General features: G+C 70.5%; 15 protein-coding genes and 1 tRNA gene. 10 read left to right on the top strand and 6 right to left on the bottom strand.

What is annotated here, in order from left to right:
- The first annotated feature begins 305 nt into the window (after positions 1 to 305).
- From ACIBB8_RS08410 to ACIBB8_RS08370, 9 genes are all read left to right on the top strand, one after another.
- A complete protein-coding gene (locus ACIBB8_RS08410; protein ID WP_398949732.1) occupies positions 306 to 1,424 on the top strand; it encodes an inositol-3-phosphate synthase in 1,119 nt (372 codons plus the stop codon).
- Positions 1,421 to 2,602 (top strand): SCO3242 family prenyltransferase, encoded by a 1,182-nt coding sequence (locus tag ACIBB8_RS08405; protein WP_398949731.1) that lies wholly within the window; start codon positions 1,421 to 1,423, stop codon positions 2,600 to 2,602. The genes ACIBB8_RS08410 and ACIBB8_RS08405 overlap by 4 nt, the downstream gene beginning before the upstream one ends.
- Complete coding sequence (locus tag ACIBB8_RS08400) at positions 2,599 to 3,492, top strand: sugar phosphate isomerase/epimerase family protein (RefSeq protein WP_398949730.1); 894 nt, start codon at positions 2,599 to 2,601, stop codon at positions 3,490 to 3,492. Before ACIBB8_RS08405 ends, ACIBB8_RS08400 begins: the two co-directional genes overlap by 4 nt.
- A complete protein-coding gene (locus tag ACIBB8_RS08395; RefSeq protein WP_398950092.1) occupies positions 3,489 to 4,148 on the top strand; it encodes an EboA domain-containing protein in 660 nt (219 codons plus the stop codon). Before ACIBB8_RS08400 ends, ACIBB8_RS08395 begins: the two co-directional genes overlap by 4 nt.
- Positions 4,148 to 4,996, top strand: a complete 849-nt coding sequence (locus tag ACIBB8_RS08390) for a TatD family hydrolase (protein WP_398949728.1) — start codon at positions 4,148 to 4,150, stop codon at positions 4,994 to 4,996. Before ACIBB8_RS08395 ends, ACIBB8_RS08390 begins: the two co-directional genes overlap by 1 nt.
- Positions 4,997 to 5,000: 4 nt before the next feature.
- Positions 5,001 to 6,176 carry a metabolite traffic protein EboE gene (eboE, locus tag ACIBB8_RS08385; RefSeq protein ID WP_398949726.1) on the top strand — a complete coding sequence of 392 codons (1,176 nt, stop codon included), beginning with the start codon at positions 5,001 to 5,003 and terminating at the stop codon, positions 6,174 to 6,176.
- Positions 6,173 to 7,582, top strand: a complete 1,410-nt coding sequence (locus tag ACIBB8_RS08380; RefSeq protein ID WP_398949724.1) for a nucleotide pyrophosphatase/phosphodiesterase family protein — start codon at positions 6,173 to 6,175, stop codon at positions 7,580 to 7,582. Before eboE ends, ACIBB8_RS08380 begins: the two co-directional genes overlap by 4 nt.
- A 49-nt stretch (positions 7,583 to 7,631) precedes the next feature.
- Complete coding sequence (locus tag ACIBB8_RS08375; RefSeq protein WP_398949722.1) at positions 7,632 to 8,783, top strand: sugar phosphate isomerase/epimerase family protein; 1,152 nt, start codon at positions 7,632 to 7,634, stop codon at positions 8,781 to 8,783.
- Between the two features lie 642 nt (positions 8,784 to 9,425).
- Positions 9,426 to 9,513 (top strand) — tRNA-Leu (locus tag ACIBB8_RS08370).
- Between the two features lie 191 nt (positions 9,514 to 9,704).
- Here ACIBB8_RS08370 and ACIBB8_RS08365 read toward each other — a convergent pair.
- The 5 genes from ACIBB8_RS08365 to ACIBB8_RS08345 form a co-directional block, all read right to left on the bottom strand.
- Positions 9,705 to 10,595: an NAD(P)H-binding protein gene (locus ACIBB8_RS08365; RefSeq protein WP_398949720.1), complete on the bottom strand. Its 891-nt coding sequence runs from the start codon at positions 10,593 to 10,595 to the stop codon at positions 9,705 to 9,707.
- A gap of 646 nt (positions 10,596 to 11,241) precedes the next feature.
- Positions 11,242 to 12,120 (bottom strand): ABC transporter substrate-binding protein, encoded by an 879-nt coding sequence (locus ACIBB8_RS08360; protein ID WP_398949718.1) that lies wholly within the window; start codon positions 12,118 to 12,120, stop codon positions 11,242 to 11,244.
- Between the two features lie 174 nt (positions 12,121 to 12,294).
- Positions 12,295 to 12,432, bottom strand: a complete 138-nt coding sequence (locus ACIBB8_RS08355) for a hypothetical protein (RefSeq protein ID WP_366691711.1) — start codon at positions 12,430 to 12,432, stop codon at positions 12,295 to 12,297.
- A complete protein-coding gene (locus ACIBB8_RS08350; protein WP_398949716.1) occupies positions 12,429 to 13,109 on the bottom strand; it encodes a TetR/AcrR family transcriptional regulator in 681 nt (226 codons plus the stop codon). Before ACIBB8_RS08350 ends, ACIBB8_RS08355 begins: the two co-directional genes overlap by 4 nt.
- 216 nt (positions 13,110 to 13,325) lie before the next feature.
- Positions 13,326 to 14,711: a universal stress protein gene (locus ACIBB8_RS08345; RefSeq protein WP_398949714.1), complete on the bottom strand. Its 1,386-nt coding sequence runs from the start codon at positions 14,709 to 14,711 to the stop codon at positions 13,326 to 13,328.
- A gap of 139 nt (positions 14,712 to 14,850) precedes the next feature.
- Here ACIBB8_RS08345 and ACIBB8_RS08340 point away from each other — a divergent pair, with 139 nt between their 5' ends.
- Positions 14,851 to 15,483 carry a hypothetical protein gene (locus ACIBB8_RS08340; protein WP_398949712.1) on the top strand — a complete coding sequence of 211 codons (633 nt, stop codon included), beginning with the start codon at positions 14,851 to 14,853 and terminating at the stop codon, positions 15,481 to 15,483.
- A 583-nt stretch (positions 15,484 to 16,066) separates the two neighbouring features.
- On the opposite strand, the gene ACIBB8_RS08335 is transcribed toward ACIBB8_RS08340, so the two are convergent.
- Positions 16,067 to 16,234: a hypothetical protein gene (locus tag ACIBB8_RS08335; protein ID WP_398949711.1), complete on the bottom strand. Its 168-nt coding sequence runs from the start codon at positions 16,232 to 16,234 to the stop codon at positions 16,067 to 16,069.
- Positions 16,235 to 16,422: the final 188 nt, after the last annotated feature.

Raw genomic sequence — 16,422 nt, 5'->3', positions numbered from 1 at the left:
CGCCCGCTCGCCGCGTTGGCCACAAGCCCTGGTAGCTCCTTCCCCAGGCTCTCAGCTCGGTTCGAGCAGGGGGAGACCCCATCCAAGGACTTCCGGCCGCCTTGCGATCGCACGCACTGGACGACGCTCCCCATGGGGCAGACATTGCCGGTCACGGCACTGGGCGACAGCCGCAGACTGACGGCGGGCGGGGCAAAGGCCCTACCCCGCCCGCCGTCACCCTCCACCCTTGTCCGTCCTCGATTCGATCAGCGCCCCCTCTCTTTGCACTGCCCAGCCAGGATCCCCAGCCAGGGAGGCAGCCCGTGTCAGCACATGCCGTTCGTACCGGAGTCTGGTTCATCGGAGCACGCGGCTCCGTCGCCACCACCGCCATGGCGGGCTGCGCGGCCGTCGCGGCGGGTTTCCACCCGGCGGCAGGCATGGTCACCGAGACCGCGCCGTTCGCCGGCAGCGGGCTGCCGGCGCTGACATCCCTGGTCTTCGGAGGGCACGACACCGTCGGCTGTCCGCTCCCCAAACGGGCGGAGGCACTGGCCGCGGGGGGAGTGCTCCCGCACGGGCTGCCCACCGCCGTACGGACCGAACTCGCGGCCGCTGACGCCGAGATACGCCCGGGTGGACCGCTGCCCGGCGACACCCGCACCGACGAGGAACTCATCGCTGCGTTCGCCGCGGACCTCACCGACTTCGGCCGCCGGGGCGACCTGACCCGCACGGTCGTCATCAACGTCGCGTCGACCGAACCCGTCCCGGAACCCGGCGAGAACCGGCTGCCCACCAGCTCGCTCTACGCCGCGGCCGCGCTCCGGGCCGGCTGCCCCTACATCAATTTCACCCCCTCCACCGGACTGCGCGCTCCCGCGCTCCAGGATGCCGTCGCGGACTGCGGACTTCCTCACGCAGGCCGCGACGGCAAGACGGGCCAGACGCTGCTCCGCTCCGTGCTCGCCCCGATGTTCGTGCAACGCGCCCTGCCGGTACGGGCCTGGTCCGGTACGAACCTGCTGGGCGGCGGGGACGGAGCGGCGCTGGCCGACCCCGGCGCCGCAGCGGCCAAGAACGCGGGCAAGGAGCGCGTCCTCGCCGACACGCTTGGCGCCGCGCCCGAGGGGGAGGTGCACATCGACGACGTGCCCGCACTCGGCGACTGGAAGACGGCCTGGGACCACATCGCGTTCGACGGATTCCTCGGCGCCCGCATGGTCCTCCAGACGACCTGGCAGGGCTGCGACTCGGCGCTGGCCGCCCCCCTGGTCCTCGACCTGGCGCGGCTGCTCGCCCGCGCCCAGGAGGTGGGCCTGACCGGCCCGCGTCCCGAACTCGGCTTCTACTTCAAGGACCCGGACGGCGGCCCCGCCGCACTGTCCGAGCAGTACAACGCGCTGCTGGCCTTCGCCGAACGGCTGCGGGGGGAGAAGTGACAGCTACCGTACGGGCTTGGGCCGAGCTGCTGCGGATCTCGGCACTGTTCACCGTCCCCGGGGACGCACTCGCCGGGGCGGCGGCCATCGGACGGCGTCCCGGCCGTGGCACCGCGCTGGCCGTCGGCGCGTCCCTCTGCCTCTACGAGGCGGGCATGGCCCTCAACGACTGGGCCGACCGCGACGAGGACGCCGTCGACCGTCCGCACCGCCCGATCCCCTCGGGCCGGATCACCCCGGGCGCGGCCCTCACGGCGGCAGGCGCGCTGACGGCCGCGGGCCTGTCCCTCGCCGCCCGCGCCGGCCGCCCGACCCTGACGGTGGCCACCGGCCTGGCCGCAACGGTCTGGGCCTACGACCTCCACCTGAAGCACACCCAGGCGGGCCCGGCCGCGATGGCCACGGCACGCGCCCTCGACCTGCTGCTGGGCGCCACCGCAACATGGGGGGCAGGCGCGGAGCCGGAGCGCTCCGACACCCGCACGGTCACCGCGCCCGGCAGCCCGGCGACAGACCTCGTCCGGACACCCGCGCCCACCCCGGGCCGCGCCGGGGGGCCGCGCCGCGGACCGATCGCCCGGCTCGTCGGCAGGAGCGGCCGCACCCTGGCGAAATCAGCCAGGGATGTCCAGCCGCGCCACGGGGAGTTGTCCCGGCAAGCAGCCCTCCCGTTGCGCGCCGCACTCCCCGCCGCCGCCCTGCTCGGAGCGCACACCTACGCCGTCACCGCCGTCTCGCGCCACGAGGCGCAGGGCGGTTCCACCACCGCGCCCCTCTCCGCGCTCGCGGCGGTCATCGCGCTCGGCGCGACCGCGGTGCGCGAGCAGCGGGGGCACGGGGACGTGCCCCCGGCCCCGGGAAGCGGCGTGACGGGGGACAACCACCGCCTCGTACCCGGAGCACCCGCACCCCCGGACACCCCCACCGGCACCTCGCCCCGCCTCCTCGTCACCGCACTCACCGGCGCCTACCTCCGGACCGCCGCCGAGCCGCTCCTCCACGCCACCCTGAACCCGTCCCCGCCGCTGACCCAGCGCGCCGTGGGCAGCGGCATCCGGGCGATGATCCCGCTCCAGGCCGCGCTCGCCGCCCGTGCCGGAGCGGCCGGCACCGGGCTCGCCGTCATGGGACTCGTCCCTCTCGCCCGCACACTCGCCCGGAAGGTGAGCCCCACATGACCATCCGCCTCGGTTACGGCACCAACGGGCTCACCGACCTCCGCCTCGACGACGCCCTCGCGCTCCTCGCGGGCCTCGGGTACGACGGCGTCGGCCTCACCCTCGACCACATGCACCTCGACCCCCTCGCCCCGGACCTCGCCGCCCGCACCCGCCGCGTGGCGCACAGACTCGAACAGCTCGGGCTGGGTGTCACCGTCGAGACCGGTGCCCGCTATGTCCTCGACCCGCGCCGCAAGCACGGCCCGTCCCTCCTCGACGCGGACCCGGAGGACCGCGCCGCCCGCACCCGGCTCCTGGTCCGGGCCGTCGAAGTCGCCGCCTACCTGGGCGCCCACGCCGTGCACTGCTTCAGCGGCATCACCCCACCCCACACCACGCCCGATACGGCCTGGCAGCGGCTGACCGACGCCCTGGCCCCGGTGCTCGCAGCCGCCGACCGCATTGGCATCCCACTCGCCATCGAGCCCGAACCCGGACATCTCCTCGCCAATCTCTCCGACTTCCACCACCTGCGCATCCTCAGCGGCGACCCCGAACCACTCGGGCTCACCCTCGATATCGGCCACTGCCAGTGCCTGGAGCCGTCCTCACCCGCGGACTGCGTCCGGGACGCCGCACCCTGGCTGCGCCACGTCCAGATCGAGGACATGCGCCGGGGCATCCACGAGCATCTGCCGTTCGGCGACGGCGAGATCGACTTCCCGCCCGTACTCGAAGCGCTCGACACACTCGGCGACACCGGATACCGCGGCCTCACCGTGGTCGAACTGCCCCGCCACTCCCACGCCGGCCCCGAACTCGCCCGCACCTCCATCGACTTCCTTCGCTCCCGCATCCCGTCGACAGTCCCGAAGGACGTCCCGAAGGGAGCAACGTCATGCCGATGACGCCACCGCAGACGCCCCCGCTGCTGACCCGCGGGCAACTCGACGGCCGGCTGGGCGGCGCCGCACGCGCGTGGCTCGACGAGGCCCTCACCGAGGCCGCGCACGCCGCCGCCCACGAGGACACCGCGCCCGGCGGCCCGTACGCCGTGCCCCCGTGGGAGCTGCGGTTCGCCGCCGCAGGCCGGCACTGCGGACTGGAGCACGCCGACGCCGTACGCGCCCTGCTGCTCCTCGAAGCCCGAGCCGCCCTCCCCGCCGTGACCAGGCTCTACGAACAGGGCACCGCCGCCGAGCGGCGCGCCGTCCTCCTCACCCTCCACCGGCTGGACCTCGGCCCCACCGCCCTCCCCCTCGTCGAGGACGCCCTGCGCACCAACGACACCCGGCTGGTCGCCGCCGCCGTCGGTCCGTACGCCGCCGCCCATCTCGACACGCACCAGTGGCGCCACGCCATCCTCAAGTGCCTCTTCACCGGAGTCCCCGTCGAGGCCGTCGACGCACTGGCCCACCGCGCCCGCGGGGACGCGGAACTCGCGCGCATGCTGGGCGACTTCGCAGCCGAACGCACCGCCGCCGGACGCAGCGTCCCCGCCGATCTCACCCGGGTGCTCGATCTCACCACCCCCGGCCCTGCCGTCTCCACGGAGGAGTCCTGATGCGCATCTTCGACCCCCACATCCACATGACCTCCCGCACCACGGACGACTACCAGGCGATGTACGACGCAGGTGTCCGCGCCCTCGTCGAACCCTCCTTCTGGCTCGGCCAGCCCCGCACCTCGCCCGCGAGCTTCTTCGACTACTTCGACGCCCTCCTCGGCTGGGAACCCTTCCGTGCCGCCCAGTACGGCATCGCCCACCACTGCACGCTCGCCCTCAACCCCAAAGAGGCGAACGACCCCCGCTGCACCCCCGTCCTGGACGCCCTGCCCCGCTACCTCGTCAAGGACTCCGTCGTCGCCGTCGGCGAGATCGGCTACGACTCCATGACTCCTGCCGAGGACACCGCCCTCGCCGCCCAGCTGCAGCTCGCCGCCGACCACGGACTGCCCGCCCTCGTCCACACCCCGCACCGCGACAAGCTCACCGGTCTGCACCGCACCATCGACGTGATCCGCGAATCCCACCTCCCCCCGGAGCGGGTCCTGCTCGATCACCTCAACGAGACGACCGTGAAGGACGCCGCGGACAGCGGCTGCTGGGCCGGTTTCTCCGTCTACCCCGACACCAAGATGGACGAGGACCGCATGATCGCGATCCTCAAGACCCACGGCACCGAGAAAATCCTGGTCAACTCGGCCGCCGACTGGGGCAGGAGCGACCCCCTCAAGACCCGGAAGGTCGGCGACGCCATGCTCGCCGCAGGGTTCAGTGAGGACGACGTCGACCAGGTCCTCTGGCGCAACCCCGTCGCCTTCTACGGCCAGAGCGGCCGCCTGCAACTCGATCTCGCCACCCCCGATCCACTCCACGAGGGGAACTCCATCCTCCGCGGCGGGGAGTGACCCGATGCGCTTCCGCCACCCCGACGGAACCACCGTCCACCTCGCCTACTGCACCAACGTCCACCCCGCCGAGACCCTGGACGGTGTCCGCGCCCAACTGCGCGACCACTGCGAACCCGTCCGCAGACGCCTCGGCCGCGACCGCCTCGGCATCGGCCTCTGGCTCGCCAAGGACGCCGCGAACACCCTGATCAACGACCCCGCCCAGCAGCGCTCCCTGCGCGCCGAACTCGACCGCCGCGGCCTCGAAGTCGTCACCCTGAACGGCTTCCCGTACGAAGGGTTCGGCGCCGAAGAGGTCAAGTACCGGGTGTACAAGCCGGACTGGACGGACGCCGAACGCCTCGCCCACACCACCGATCTCGCCCGGCTGCTCGCCACCCTGCTCCCCGACGACGTCACCGAAGGCACCATCTCCACCCTCCCGATCGCCTGGCGCACCCCGTACACCGGCGACCCGGAAGCCGCCCGCACCGCACACACCGCCCTCAGCACCCTCGCCGAACGGCTCGACGCCCTCGCCGAGCTGACCGGCAAATCCATCCGGATCGGTCTCGAACCCGAACCGGGCTGCACGGTCGAGACCACCGCCGACGCCGTCGCACCGCTCACCGCCGTCGGACACGACCGCATCGGCATCTGCATCGACACCTGCCATCTCGCCACCTCCTTCGAAGACCCGGACACCGCCCTCGACGCACTCTCCGCAGCCGGCATCCAAGTCACCAAGTGCCAGCTCTCCGCCGCACTCCACGCCGAACACCCGCACCTCCCCGAGGTGCGCACCGCGCTCGCCGCCTTCGCCGAACCCCGCTTCCTCCACCAGACCCGCACCCGGACCACGCACGGACTGCGCGGCACCGACGACCTCGACGAGGCGGTCACCGGCCACGCACTGCCCGACGGCACCCCGTGGCGCGCCCACTTCCACGTCCCGCTGCACGCACCCCCCGCCCCACCGCTCACCTCGACCCTCCCGGTGCTCCAGTCCACGCTGACCCGACTGGTCGGCGGAGCCCGGCCGTTGACGCGTCACCTGGAGGTCGAGACGTACACCTGGCAGGCGCTCCCCGCCGAGCTGCGCCCCCGCAGCCGGCCCCAGCTCGCCGACGGCATCGCCGCCGAACTCACCCTCGCCCGCGACCTCCTGGTCGACCTCGGCCTCAAGGAGCTCCCGTGACACCGGTCGAAACGGGTACGTCCCCCACCGGCGCCCCCACCCCCCTCCTCGTCCTCGACGTCGTCGGCCTCACCCCCCGGCTCCTCGACCACATGCCGCACCTCGCATCCCTCGGCCAGTCCGGCACCCACGCCCCCCTCGGCACCGTGCTGCCCGCCGTCACCTGTGCCGCCCAGTCCACCTTCCTCACCGGCACCACCCCCGCCGAACACGGCATCGTGGCCAACGGCTGGTACTTCCGCGAGCTCGGCGACGTCCTCCTCTGGCGCCAGCACAACGGACTCGTCGCCGGGGACAAGCTCTGGGACGCCGCCCGCCGCGCCCACCCCGGTTACACCGTCGCCAACATCTGCTGGTGGTACGCGATGGGCGCCGACACCGACGTCACCGTGACCCCACGTCCCGTCTACTACGCCGACGGCCGCAAGGAACCCGACTGCTACACCCGGCCGCCCGCCCTCCACGACGAACTCACCGAAAAGCTCGGCACCTTCCCCCTCTTCCACTTCTGGGGACCAGGCGCCGACCTCGTCTCCTCGCAGTGGATCATCGACGCGACCCGGCACATCCTGGACACCCGCCACCCCGACCTGGCCCTGTGCTATCTGCCGCACCTGGACTACGACCTGCAGCGCTACGGGCCCGACGACCCCCGCGCGTACCGGGCGGCGGCTGAGCTCGACCGGGCCATGGCTCCGCTGCTCGACGACGCCCGGCGCGAGGGGCGCACCGTCGTCGCGCTCTCCGAGTACGGCATCACCCGCGTCGACCGCCCGGTCGACATCAACCGGGCACTGCGCCGCGCCGGCCTGCTGGAGGTCCACACCCAGGACGGCATGGAGTACCTGGACCCGATGGCCTCCCGCGCCTTCGCCGTCGCCGACCACCAGCTCGCCCACGTCTACGTACGCCGTCCCGAGGATCTCGATGCGACCCGTGAAGCTCTCCAGGACGTCCAAGGCATCGAACAACTCCTCGACGACGAGGGCAAGAAGGCTCACGGCCTCGACCACCCGCGCTCCGGCGAGCTCGTCGCCGTTGCCGACCCGGATGCCTGGTTCACGTACTACTACTGGCTCGACGACGCGCGCGCCCCCGACTTCGCGCAGCTCGTCGAGATCCATCGCAAACCCGGTTACGACCCGGTCGAACTCTTCCTGGACCCCCAGGACCCGTACGTCCGGGTCAAGGCGGCCACCGCCGTGGCCCGCAAGAAGCTCGGCATGCGTTACCGGATGGCGGTCGTGCCCCTCGATCCGTCACCCATTCGCGGCAGCCACGGCCGCCTCCCCCTGAGCGACGAAGAAGGTCCGCTCATCCTCTGCTCCACCCCCCACGCGTTCACCGGCCCCGTCCGGGCCACCGAAGTGAAGTCCCTGCTCCTCAAGCTGGCCGGCCTCGCATGAGATCGGTCCGCGCACAGCGTTTCGAGCATCTTCGAGAAAGAGAGAGACCGTGACCGCGTACAACGACGAATCCGGAACCGACGGCGCCCTGCGCCGCAGCCTCGGCGTCAGTCGCCGCCGCTTCCTGAGCACTTGCACGGCCGCTGCGGCAGCGGCGATCGCCGCGCCCGCCTTCGGCGCGTCGCCGGCCCTCGCCCAGACCGCATCCAGCAATGGTCAGGGTGTCGGCCAGGCTCTGGTCCCGGCGGCGAGACGAGGAATCATCCTGTACACCGTGCGCGACGCCACGGGCCGGGATCCGCTCACCACCGACCTTCCCTCGGGCTTCCGTGAGGTCTTCGGGGAGCTGGCCCGCTACGGCTACCAGCAGGTCGAGTTCGCCGGCTATGGCCAGCACGCCAACGCACCCGGCGGAAACAACCTCGAATCGGTGGAAGGCGCGAAGCTGCTGCGCTCGTGGCTGGACGAGTACGGTCTGCGCGCCCAGGGCAACCACGGCTTCATCCCGTCGTCCTGGCCGCTGAACCAGAGCGACCTGGACAAGTTCAAGCTCCACCTCGAGATAGCGAACATCCTCGGCATGGAACACATGGGCACCGGTGGTGACCCCACCGGCAGCGCGTACCGTGCCGACTGGGACGTGGCCGCCGACAAGTGGAACACGCTGGGACAGATCGCTCAGGGCGCGGGCATCAAGCTGTACACCCACAACCACGACGCGGCCTACGGCTTCCTGCTCGACGGCGGTCCGCTGGACGCACAGGGACGCCCCACCCGCAGCTCCGGCATCCGCAAGCTCGAGTACTTCCTTGAGGTCACCGACCCGAAGTCCGTATGGCTGGAGATGGACATCTTCTGGGCGCACGTCGCCCAGTACAAGTTCCACACCTACACCGCGCACGACGGATCGCAGCAGGAGAACATCTTCGACCCGGCGGCACTGGTCCGCGGCAACACCAAGCGCTACCCGCTGTTCCACGCCAAGGACGGCATCGTCAACACAAACAGCGGCAACGGCTACGACATGGTCCCCTTCGGTACCGGGGACATCGACTACCGGACGTTCTTCCGCCACGTCGGGGCGAAGAACTACCACAACCCGATGGTCGAGCAGGACAACGCACCGAGCTCGACCGTCCCCGCGCAGTCCCTGAACCATGCGCGGATCGGCTACGACAACTTGGCGGCGCTGCGCAAGTAGGACCATCGGCGGTACCGGACGGGCGGTCCGCGCCTCACCCCCAATTCCTGACACCGGGGAACAGCGCGCGCCCGCCCGGTGACGTCAGGCACCGTGCGCTCCACGGCCGTCAGCAGGAGCGTACGGTGCCCGACCAGCGCGCCTGTCCGCTCCTCGGGCGCCAACTTCAGCAGGCCATCGATTCCGGCCGGCATCCCCCGCGACACCTGCGGGCTCCTCGTCCGTCCAGACACTGCACAGCGGTCGTCGGATCGTTCACGGCGGGGGCAGCGCCCGCAGCGCGATGACGGGGCAAAGCCTGCCAGGAAGGGCGCTAGGGCCTGTTCTGAGTTCCCCGCCTGCGCCCCGACGCCCGGCACGCACGCTCGCCGCACCGACCACCGCTGCGCCCGCGCTTCGCGCGGACGACGGGGAACTCAGAACAGGCCCTAGCCCGACGGTCTTCGCAGCAGCCGGACGCCGCCCGGCGATCCGCCTGGCGCACTGCGCGTGTACGAGCGGCGACAGACCGTACACATGTCAGGTCAGTCGCTTCCGTATGCCCGCCACCCCCCACTGACCACCGAATATGCAGGTGAGAGGCACTCCAAACCCCTGGTATTGTTTTCTTTGTCGCCGCGGGAGACCGGGGCCGATCACCTAGTCCGGGTGGCGGAATGGCAGACGCGCTAGCTTGAGGTGCTAGTGCCCTTTATCGGGCGTGGGGGTTCAAGTCCCCCCTCGGACACCAGCTGAGACCCCTGTCCATCAGGGGTTTTCTGCTTTTCTGGGCAGTGGCGTGACCAACCACGTGACCAACGGCCCAGTGATTCCCCAGGTCAGACCAGGGATGACAGGCCGAGCGTTTCGCCGCGGTTGCGCCGATGTGGCGGCGAAGCAGTCCATCCGAGTGGCTTCGCTCGGCATCGTGCTCGCTTGAGCTCAGGGGGTGCCACGCGCGGTGTTCGGCGCGGGCCACCAGGGCACGTCCGAGATCGGGGTCGCCGGTGAGCCGGTGAGCCGGGGGACGACGTCGGTGACCGTGGAGATCTCGCCTCTTTCGATCGCCTGGTACCACGAGATCCAGGTCTCGATCTGTTCCCCGCTCATGCCCCATCGCCATCGCCGCGCGAAGGCTTCCTCAAGGGTCTCGGGTTCGAAGCGGTAGGGCCGGCCGGTGGCCGCCGCGATCCGGGTGACCGCTTCGTCGAGGGTCAGGGCCTCGGGCCCGGTTATCTCCAGGGTCGCGCTGTCATGCTCGGAGCGGGGACCCTCGTCGAGGGCGACGGCCGTGATCACGTCGGCGATGTCCTCGTGGGTGACGAAGGCGGCCCGGCCGGTGCTCGCGGGGCCGCTCACGACGAACTCCTCGTCGGCGAGGGCGGCCGGCGTCGACGTGTAGAAGCCCGACCGAAGCACCGTGTGGCGGATCCCGGCCCCGGCCAGGAACTGTTCGGTCGCCCACTGGTCGCGGGCGTTGATGTAGGTGGCGGTGGGCGAAGCGCCGACGAGGGACACATACAGGACCCGGTTCACGCCGACCGCGATCGCGGCCTCGACCGCGGCGGCGTGTTCCTCCAGTCGGCGCCCTGTGCGGTGTCCGGACACCAGGATGAGGGTCGACGCGCCCTCGAGTGCCTTGCGCATGGCGGAGGCGTCGGCGTAGGCGGCCGGACCGCGCCGCTGGGCGCCTGGCAGTTCGGGCATGCGGTCTGGGCTGCGTCCGACGAGGAGCTGGGGGATGCCATGGCTGGCGAGTCGGGCCGCGATCCGGCTGCCCAGCGCCCCGGTCACCCCGGTGACCGCCACCGTCGCGTGGTTCTTCTCATACATGGGTTTCCCTCTGTCCGGAGCCGCTGTCGATCGCGGAACCCCTTCTTCCGATTGTGTCTGGGAAAAGGCAATGTTTTCGGCCGGGTCCTCCGGTTGTGCGATGGCGTGGTGGTTCACCACCACGAGCATGCCCCGGGCCGCCAAGAGCCGCGAGACGGCAGCCCTCATGCGGCGGCCTTCCACCAGCCAGCAGCGCCGGCGATGTCGCGCCTTCCTGCACCGACCGCACCGCGACCGCCCGATCAGGACCCCGTTCGACCGGACGAGTCCGCTGATCGGTAAGCGGATGGCTTTATGGACACGGAGTTACCCGGTCGTGATCGGCGCAGCGAGCCGCGGCAGTGAGGTGCCGCACCGAAAGACTCAGCCTGCCAGACCCGGTTCGTTGAGGTGCGGCTGCAAAGCGGTGATCACCGCGGTCGTCCAAGGCCACAGGGGCAGGTTCCGAGGACCTTACCAGGTCAGTTTGCATCGCTGCTGGTCGCAGCCGTGCCGCCATGCCAACTACGGTGCCTCGTCACAGCGGGGGACCTCTTGGCGGACGTCGTGGCTCCCTGGTGTGGCGCAACTTGCGGACTGGCCAGGTGGTCAGCCGCTCACTGACCTGACCGCCTATGTTCGCTGACACGTATTCGGACACCTTTGTCTAAGGTGTGATGGTTGCGGTGCGGTAGAACTCGGCTGCGGTGAAAGTGGCAGGGACACCGAGTTCGGCGGCGACCGCTGTGATCGCGTTGACGCCGATGGAGAGGTCGACTCGGCCGTCGGTGGTGAACTGCGTTGCGATATACGCCTCGTAGTGGGCTCGGACTTCATCCTCGGTGTGTCGGCCGAGGAACGTCTGCAGGTACCGCACCGTGGTGTCGGGGTCGTTGCGGATCACCTGCAGGGCGCGCCGGTGGGCTCGTACGACGGCCTGGACCGCAGGGCTGCCCGGGTCGGTGTAGGTGGGGTCGACGGCCACGCCCGAGGTGGGGATCTGGAAGTGGTCGCCGACAAAGGCCAGCACCTGCCAACCGTGCTCGGCGGCGACCGCGTCCGGTGCCAGGGTGTCACCGACCACGGCGGCGTCGATACTGCCCTCCTCCAGCCGGCGCAGGTCCATGCCGAAGTCGCCGGGCCAGCGGACGATGGTCTGGACGTCGCGGTCCGGGTCGAGGCCGGCCTGGCGCAGCACGATCCGGGTAAAGCACCCGGGTCCGGTGTGAGGGGGGTGTACCGTCAGCCGCCGGCCGGCCAGATCGGCCACCGAGGCAATGCCGGGGCGAGCCAGGAACCAGAACAAGGGGCGGTAGGTGTTTACATTGAGCGCGATCCAAGGGATGCCGTCCCTCAGTCGGGACAGCACTGTCCGGCCCAGCCCAATGACTGCGCCGCGGCGCAGCCGCTGTGCATCCCAGGTGCAGCCGTCGCGCACGGCGACGTGGACGTCCTCGTCAGCGTAGAAGTCCTCCTGATCGGCAATGTAGGTGACCAGTTCCTCGTGCGGGCCGCGTCCGACGTAGGCGAGATCGATCGTGTGCATGAATGTTTTCCTTCGACGTGACGGTGTGTCGGATGCGGTCCGGCCTCGTGTATGGAGGGCGGGGGTGTCAGTGCATGAACATCCCGCCATTGACCGCGGTTGGGGTACCGATCGTGAAGGCGTCGTCCTGGCTGATGTAGAAGACGGCCGGCTTGTCGCCGTCGGCCGGGTGTGTCAGGCGGCCCAGGGGTAGCGGCGGCCACTGATGACCGCGAACGTCGCAGGCATCTCGGCGTCGAACTCGCCGTCCAGTTCCTCCCACGTCGCGTCCTGGAACGACTTGATGACATACGTGTCGGTCGACCCGATCATGGGCCCACCTCCTCCGCACCGGCGCGGGCTGTCGGAATGACCGCCCCGAGTTGGTCGTCGTCGATGCCGGGTGCTGAGCGGATCGCCCCGTGGAGCACGGTGTCGACGGTCGCCCGCAGTAGATCCGCCGCGGTCCAGTCCATTTCGTGCGGCAACTGCGAGGTGAGAAGCCGCTCCAGCGCGCCGCGGGTGATCTCGCTGAGCAGCTCGGGCGGCGTCGACAGCAGTCCCAGCCGGTGTCCGTCCCGGAACAGCTCGTCGAGCCGCCGGTAGACCACCGCGTCCGCGCGCTGCTCCACGTAGCGGCGCAGCGGCGCATCGCCGCCCCGTCCGGTCGCGAGCCGAGCCGCGCCGATCCGCCCGAGCTCGCTGCCCGCCGCGATCAGGAACCGCTGGACCCGCACATCGAACGGCTGCCCTTCTGCTTCCTCGGCCGCCGTCATCAGCGTGCGCTCCACTGCTGCGAACTGCCGGTCCAGTACGGCGGTCAGCAGGCTGCGTTTGTCCGGGAAATGGCGGTAGATCGTCTTCTTGCTCATCCCGAGCTCACGAGCGAGATCGTCCATGCTCACTCGCGCGAAGCCTGGCGCGAGGCACAGGCGGCCGGCCGCCTCGACGATCACGTCAGCACGCTGCTCGTCGCGTGTGGAAACTTTCCATGCTGATTTAGTTTCCATAGTTCCCAGGCTGGGTTCCCGCTCGCGTGTTGTCAAGGCACGATGCGTTGGGGGCAGGAGCCTGTCTCGGCAACTGGCAACCCGCTGCCTGACGACGGAGGAGGGTGGTGCGATGCAAACGCCGGATGCCGCGTCCAACTGCGTGGACGCGGCATCCGGAGACGCCCCGCGCTGTGCCGGGGGGCCCATGCCCCACGCCGGAGGCACCAGGCTGGTTCAGTCGTGCGGGACGACCGCGACCGGGGCCTGCGCGTGCTGGAGCACCGCGTGCGCGACCGCTCCGAGCCGCAGGCCGAGGTGGTGCCGACGGCGTCGGCGGCCGACTACGACGAGCGCGGCATCGCCGGAGGCGTCCACCACCGCACCGGCGCTGCTGCCGATCCGGCTGTCCTCGACCACCTCGACCTCGGGGTACTTCTTCCGCCATGTGGTGAGGGCCTGGCTGAGCAACTCGGCCTCGATGGCCTGGAACTGCTCGGCCTCGAACTGCGGCGTCACCCACCCGGCGTAGCCCCAGACCGGCGGCGGAGCCCAGCCGTGCACGGCGCGCAGCACGAGGCCCCGGGAGGCGGCCTGCCGGAAGGCGAACTCGATGACGTCGTCCGCCGGGGCCCGAGTGTCGATGCCAAGGACCACCTCGGAGGCGCCAGGTCCGGTGACCGGCTCCGACTGCGCGGCGCGGACCAGGACCACGGGCACGTCGCACCGCGCCGCGACAGCGAGGCCAACGGAGCCGACCAGTAGCCCGCGGAATCGGCCCAGGCCCAGCGAACCGACGACCAGCGACTCGGCGTCGGTCGCGGCACCGAGCAGGGTTGCGGCCGACTCGTCCCCGTCCAGGACTTCCGCGTGCACATCCAGGCCCGGGTGGGCCTGGCGGACCTCCTGCGCGGCGTCGGTGAGCATGCGCAGGGTCAGGGCCCGCACGTCCGTCGGCTGGTCGGGATCGCCGTGCAGGTTGTCCTGCCAGGTCCAGGCGTGGACCAGCCGCAGGCCGACGCCGTGGCGGACGGCCTCGTCGGCCGCCCACTGCGCCGCCGCGGTGCTCTCGGCCGAGCCGTCGACTCCGGCCAACACGTACTTGCTCATGACGTTGTTTCTCCAGGCTCGGCGATGGGTCCCGGGCGGGTAACCCGAGGCTGGTGACCAGCCTCGCCCAGGGCGCCACCGAGTCCCAGGGCCTGATGGCTCCGGAATCGGGGCCGGAGGTCCCGAGGACAGTGCGGGCAGGCCGAAGGCGCGCACCCGGTGGTGCGGGTACGTGCCTTCGGCCTGCCTGGCGACGGTCGCCAGCGCCTGCTCCGGAGTCGCGTCGGTGAGCCGCCCGGTCAGGGTGAGCTGGGGTGTCACAGGAGTCTTGCGCGCGGCGGTGTTCACCGCGTCGAACGCCTCCCGGTCGAACTCCTCACCGAGACGGCGGTTGGTGACGAGCCGGTAGATGGCCTCGCGTACGGTCATGGCCACCCGGACGTTGTCCTCCCTGCCGGGAGTGACCATGTTCACCACCCTGGACTCCAGGTACCAGGCATTCAGCCGCTCCGGCGTCACGAACATCTCGAACCGGGTCGCGCGCCGGGCCCGGAGAACTCGGTGTCCTACCACCTTCTTCTCCGGGGCAGAGGGCGGCAGGGTGCACTGAGGGGGATGCCCGGCCCCCCGACCACGCCTCTACGGGGCCTGCCATCGCGCATGAGTACGCGTACTCATGCGCGATGGCAGACTGTGCTGTGAGCCTGTGTTCATGACGCTGAACAGAGTTCTTACGGGCGCGGGGGCGGCAGTGCTCGCGGTGGTGGCGCTGGCTGCGTGCGGCAGCGAGCAGGCCGGTAAACGGAAGCAGAACACCGCAGGCAGCGTGGGCGCGCAGGCGGTGGCTACCAGCCCGAGCCCGGATGCGCAGGTTGCGTTTATGAAGATGCTGGAGCGGGTGGGTGCGCCATGCGTGCCGGATGCCCCGGCTGCGGAGTCGGATGATCCGGGCCCGGGTGAGCATCCGCCCACGGGGCCGAGTGAGATGCTGCCAGTGGACGAGAAGCCGCCCACGGACGTGCCGTCCCCCACTGCTACGCCTGAGCAGCCTGAGCTGAGTGGAGTGGAGGCGTGTGAGGGCCGTGAGCATGGCAAACGCATTACCCAGGCGCTGATTGGCCTGAACAAGCCCACCACGATTCAGGTGAGGCAGAAGCTGAACCAGCTCGGCTACATCAACTCCCGCATCCACGGCCTGAAGGCCGAGCGGGGCGTGGTGCGCTTCTACCTGGACTTACGGGTGATGGGCGGGCAGCTCGCGCTCAAGGGGACTTCGGCCGGGAAGAAGACCACGGTGGGGGCGTTCGCGCACCCGGCGGAAGGCACGTTCAAGCCGGGCAAGTAGCAGCGCTCGTTGATCTGTACAGGATGCCCGCGACTTGTCCGGCGTTCGCCGGGCGATCCGCCGGGTCCTGGCCAGGAGTCGGGCGACGAGCTTCTCCAGTACCGGCGGAGCGTGCGGGCACAGGCCGCGCAGCAGGGTCCCGGAAACGGAAAGCCGCCAGTGGTTGGCCAAGTTCGGACGGCGACCGCGCATCGCCGACTGTCGGCGATGAGTAGCAACACAACGCCCTGGGCTGGGTTGGGCAGCCGGGAGGCGCTGAACGTCACGCTGGTGGAGCCCGAGCTGATGGTGGAAGTCGGCGTCGACGACGCCCGCGACGCGGAACTACAGGGCGACGGCCGCCCATGCGGCGCGGGCTCGCAGCCGGTTACCCGGAGGAGAAGTCTCCTCCGGGTAACCGGCAGTTGGGCCGGAGCGCGTCATCGCCGTGTGACGGTGTGCTTGACGCACACGCCGTCACCGGTGAAGCGGAACCGGTCTTCATCCGTGCCGCGACTGAGCTGTTCCGCCCCGGGGTTAAGCCTCATGACTACCTCGTGGTTACCTGACACGGCGGACTTGGTGGAATGGGATGGGGCGTGGGTCAGCAGGTGCCGCTCTTCGCGCAGGGTCCGAGGCAGGTGATGATGTACCGGACGTGGTTCACGCACTTGCAGAACCGGCCGGCCTCCGGAAAGCAGGCGCCTGCGCGCTCCTCCTTCAGCAGCTTGCTCAGCAGCTTGTCGCCCATCGTGCCGATCACACGGGTCATCGTGGACCTCCGTCGTAGGGGTGAAGACCGGACCATGGGTGAGGTCCGGCCGGGGCAGAAGCTATGTGGTCATTCCAACTGGGCGCAAGGGTGCGAAAGTTGAATGATTGCTTCCGGTTTCCCTGGGGAGACTGGAGGCGAAAGTGACCACTGTTGCTCGTGTCGACTCGGGGCTACATTGCCTCTGG

This window comes from Streptomyces sp. NPDC051286, assembly GCF_044455345.1.
Taxonomy (GTDB): Bacteria; Actinomycetota; Actinomycetes; order Streptomycetales; family Streptomycetaceae; genus Streptomyces.
The sequence above is the reverse complement of the archived record's forward strand: the minus strand, read 5'-3'. Positions and strand labels throughout refer to the sequence as shown.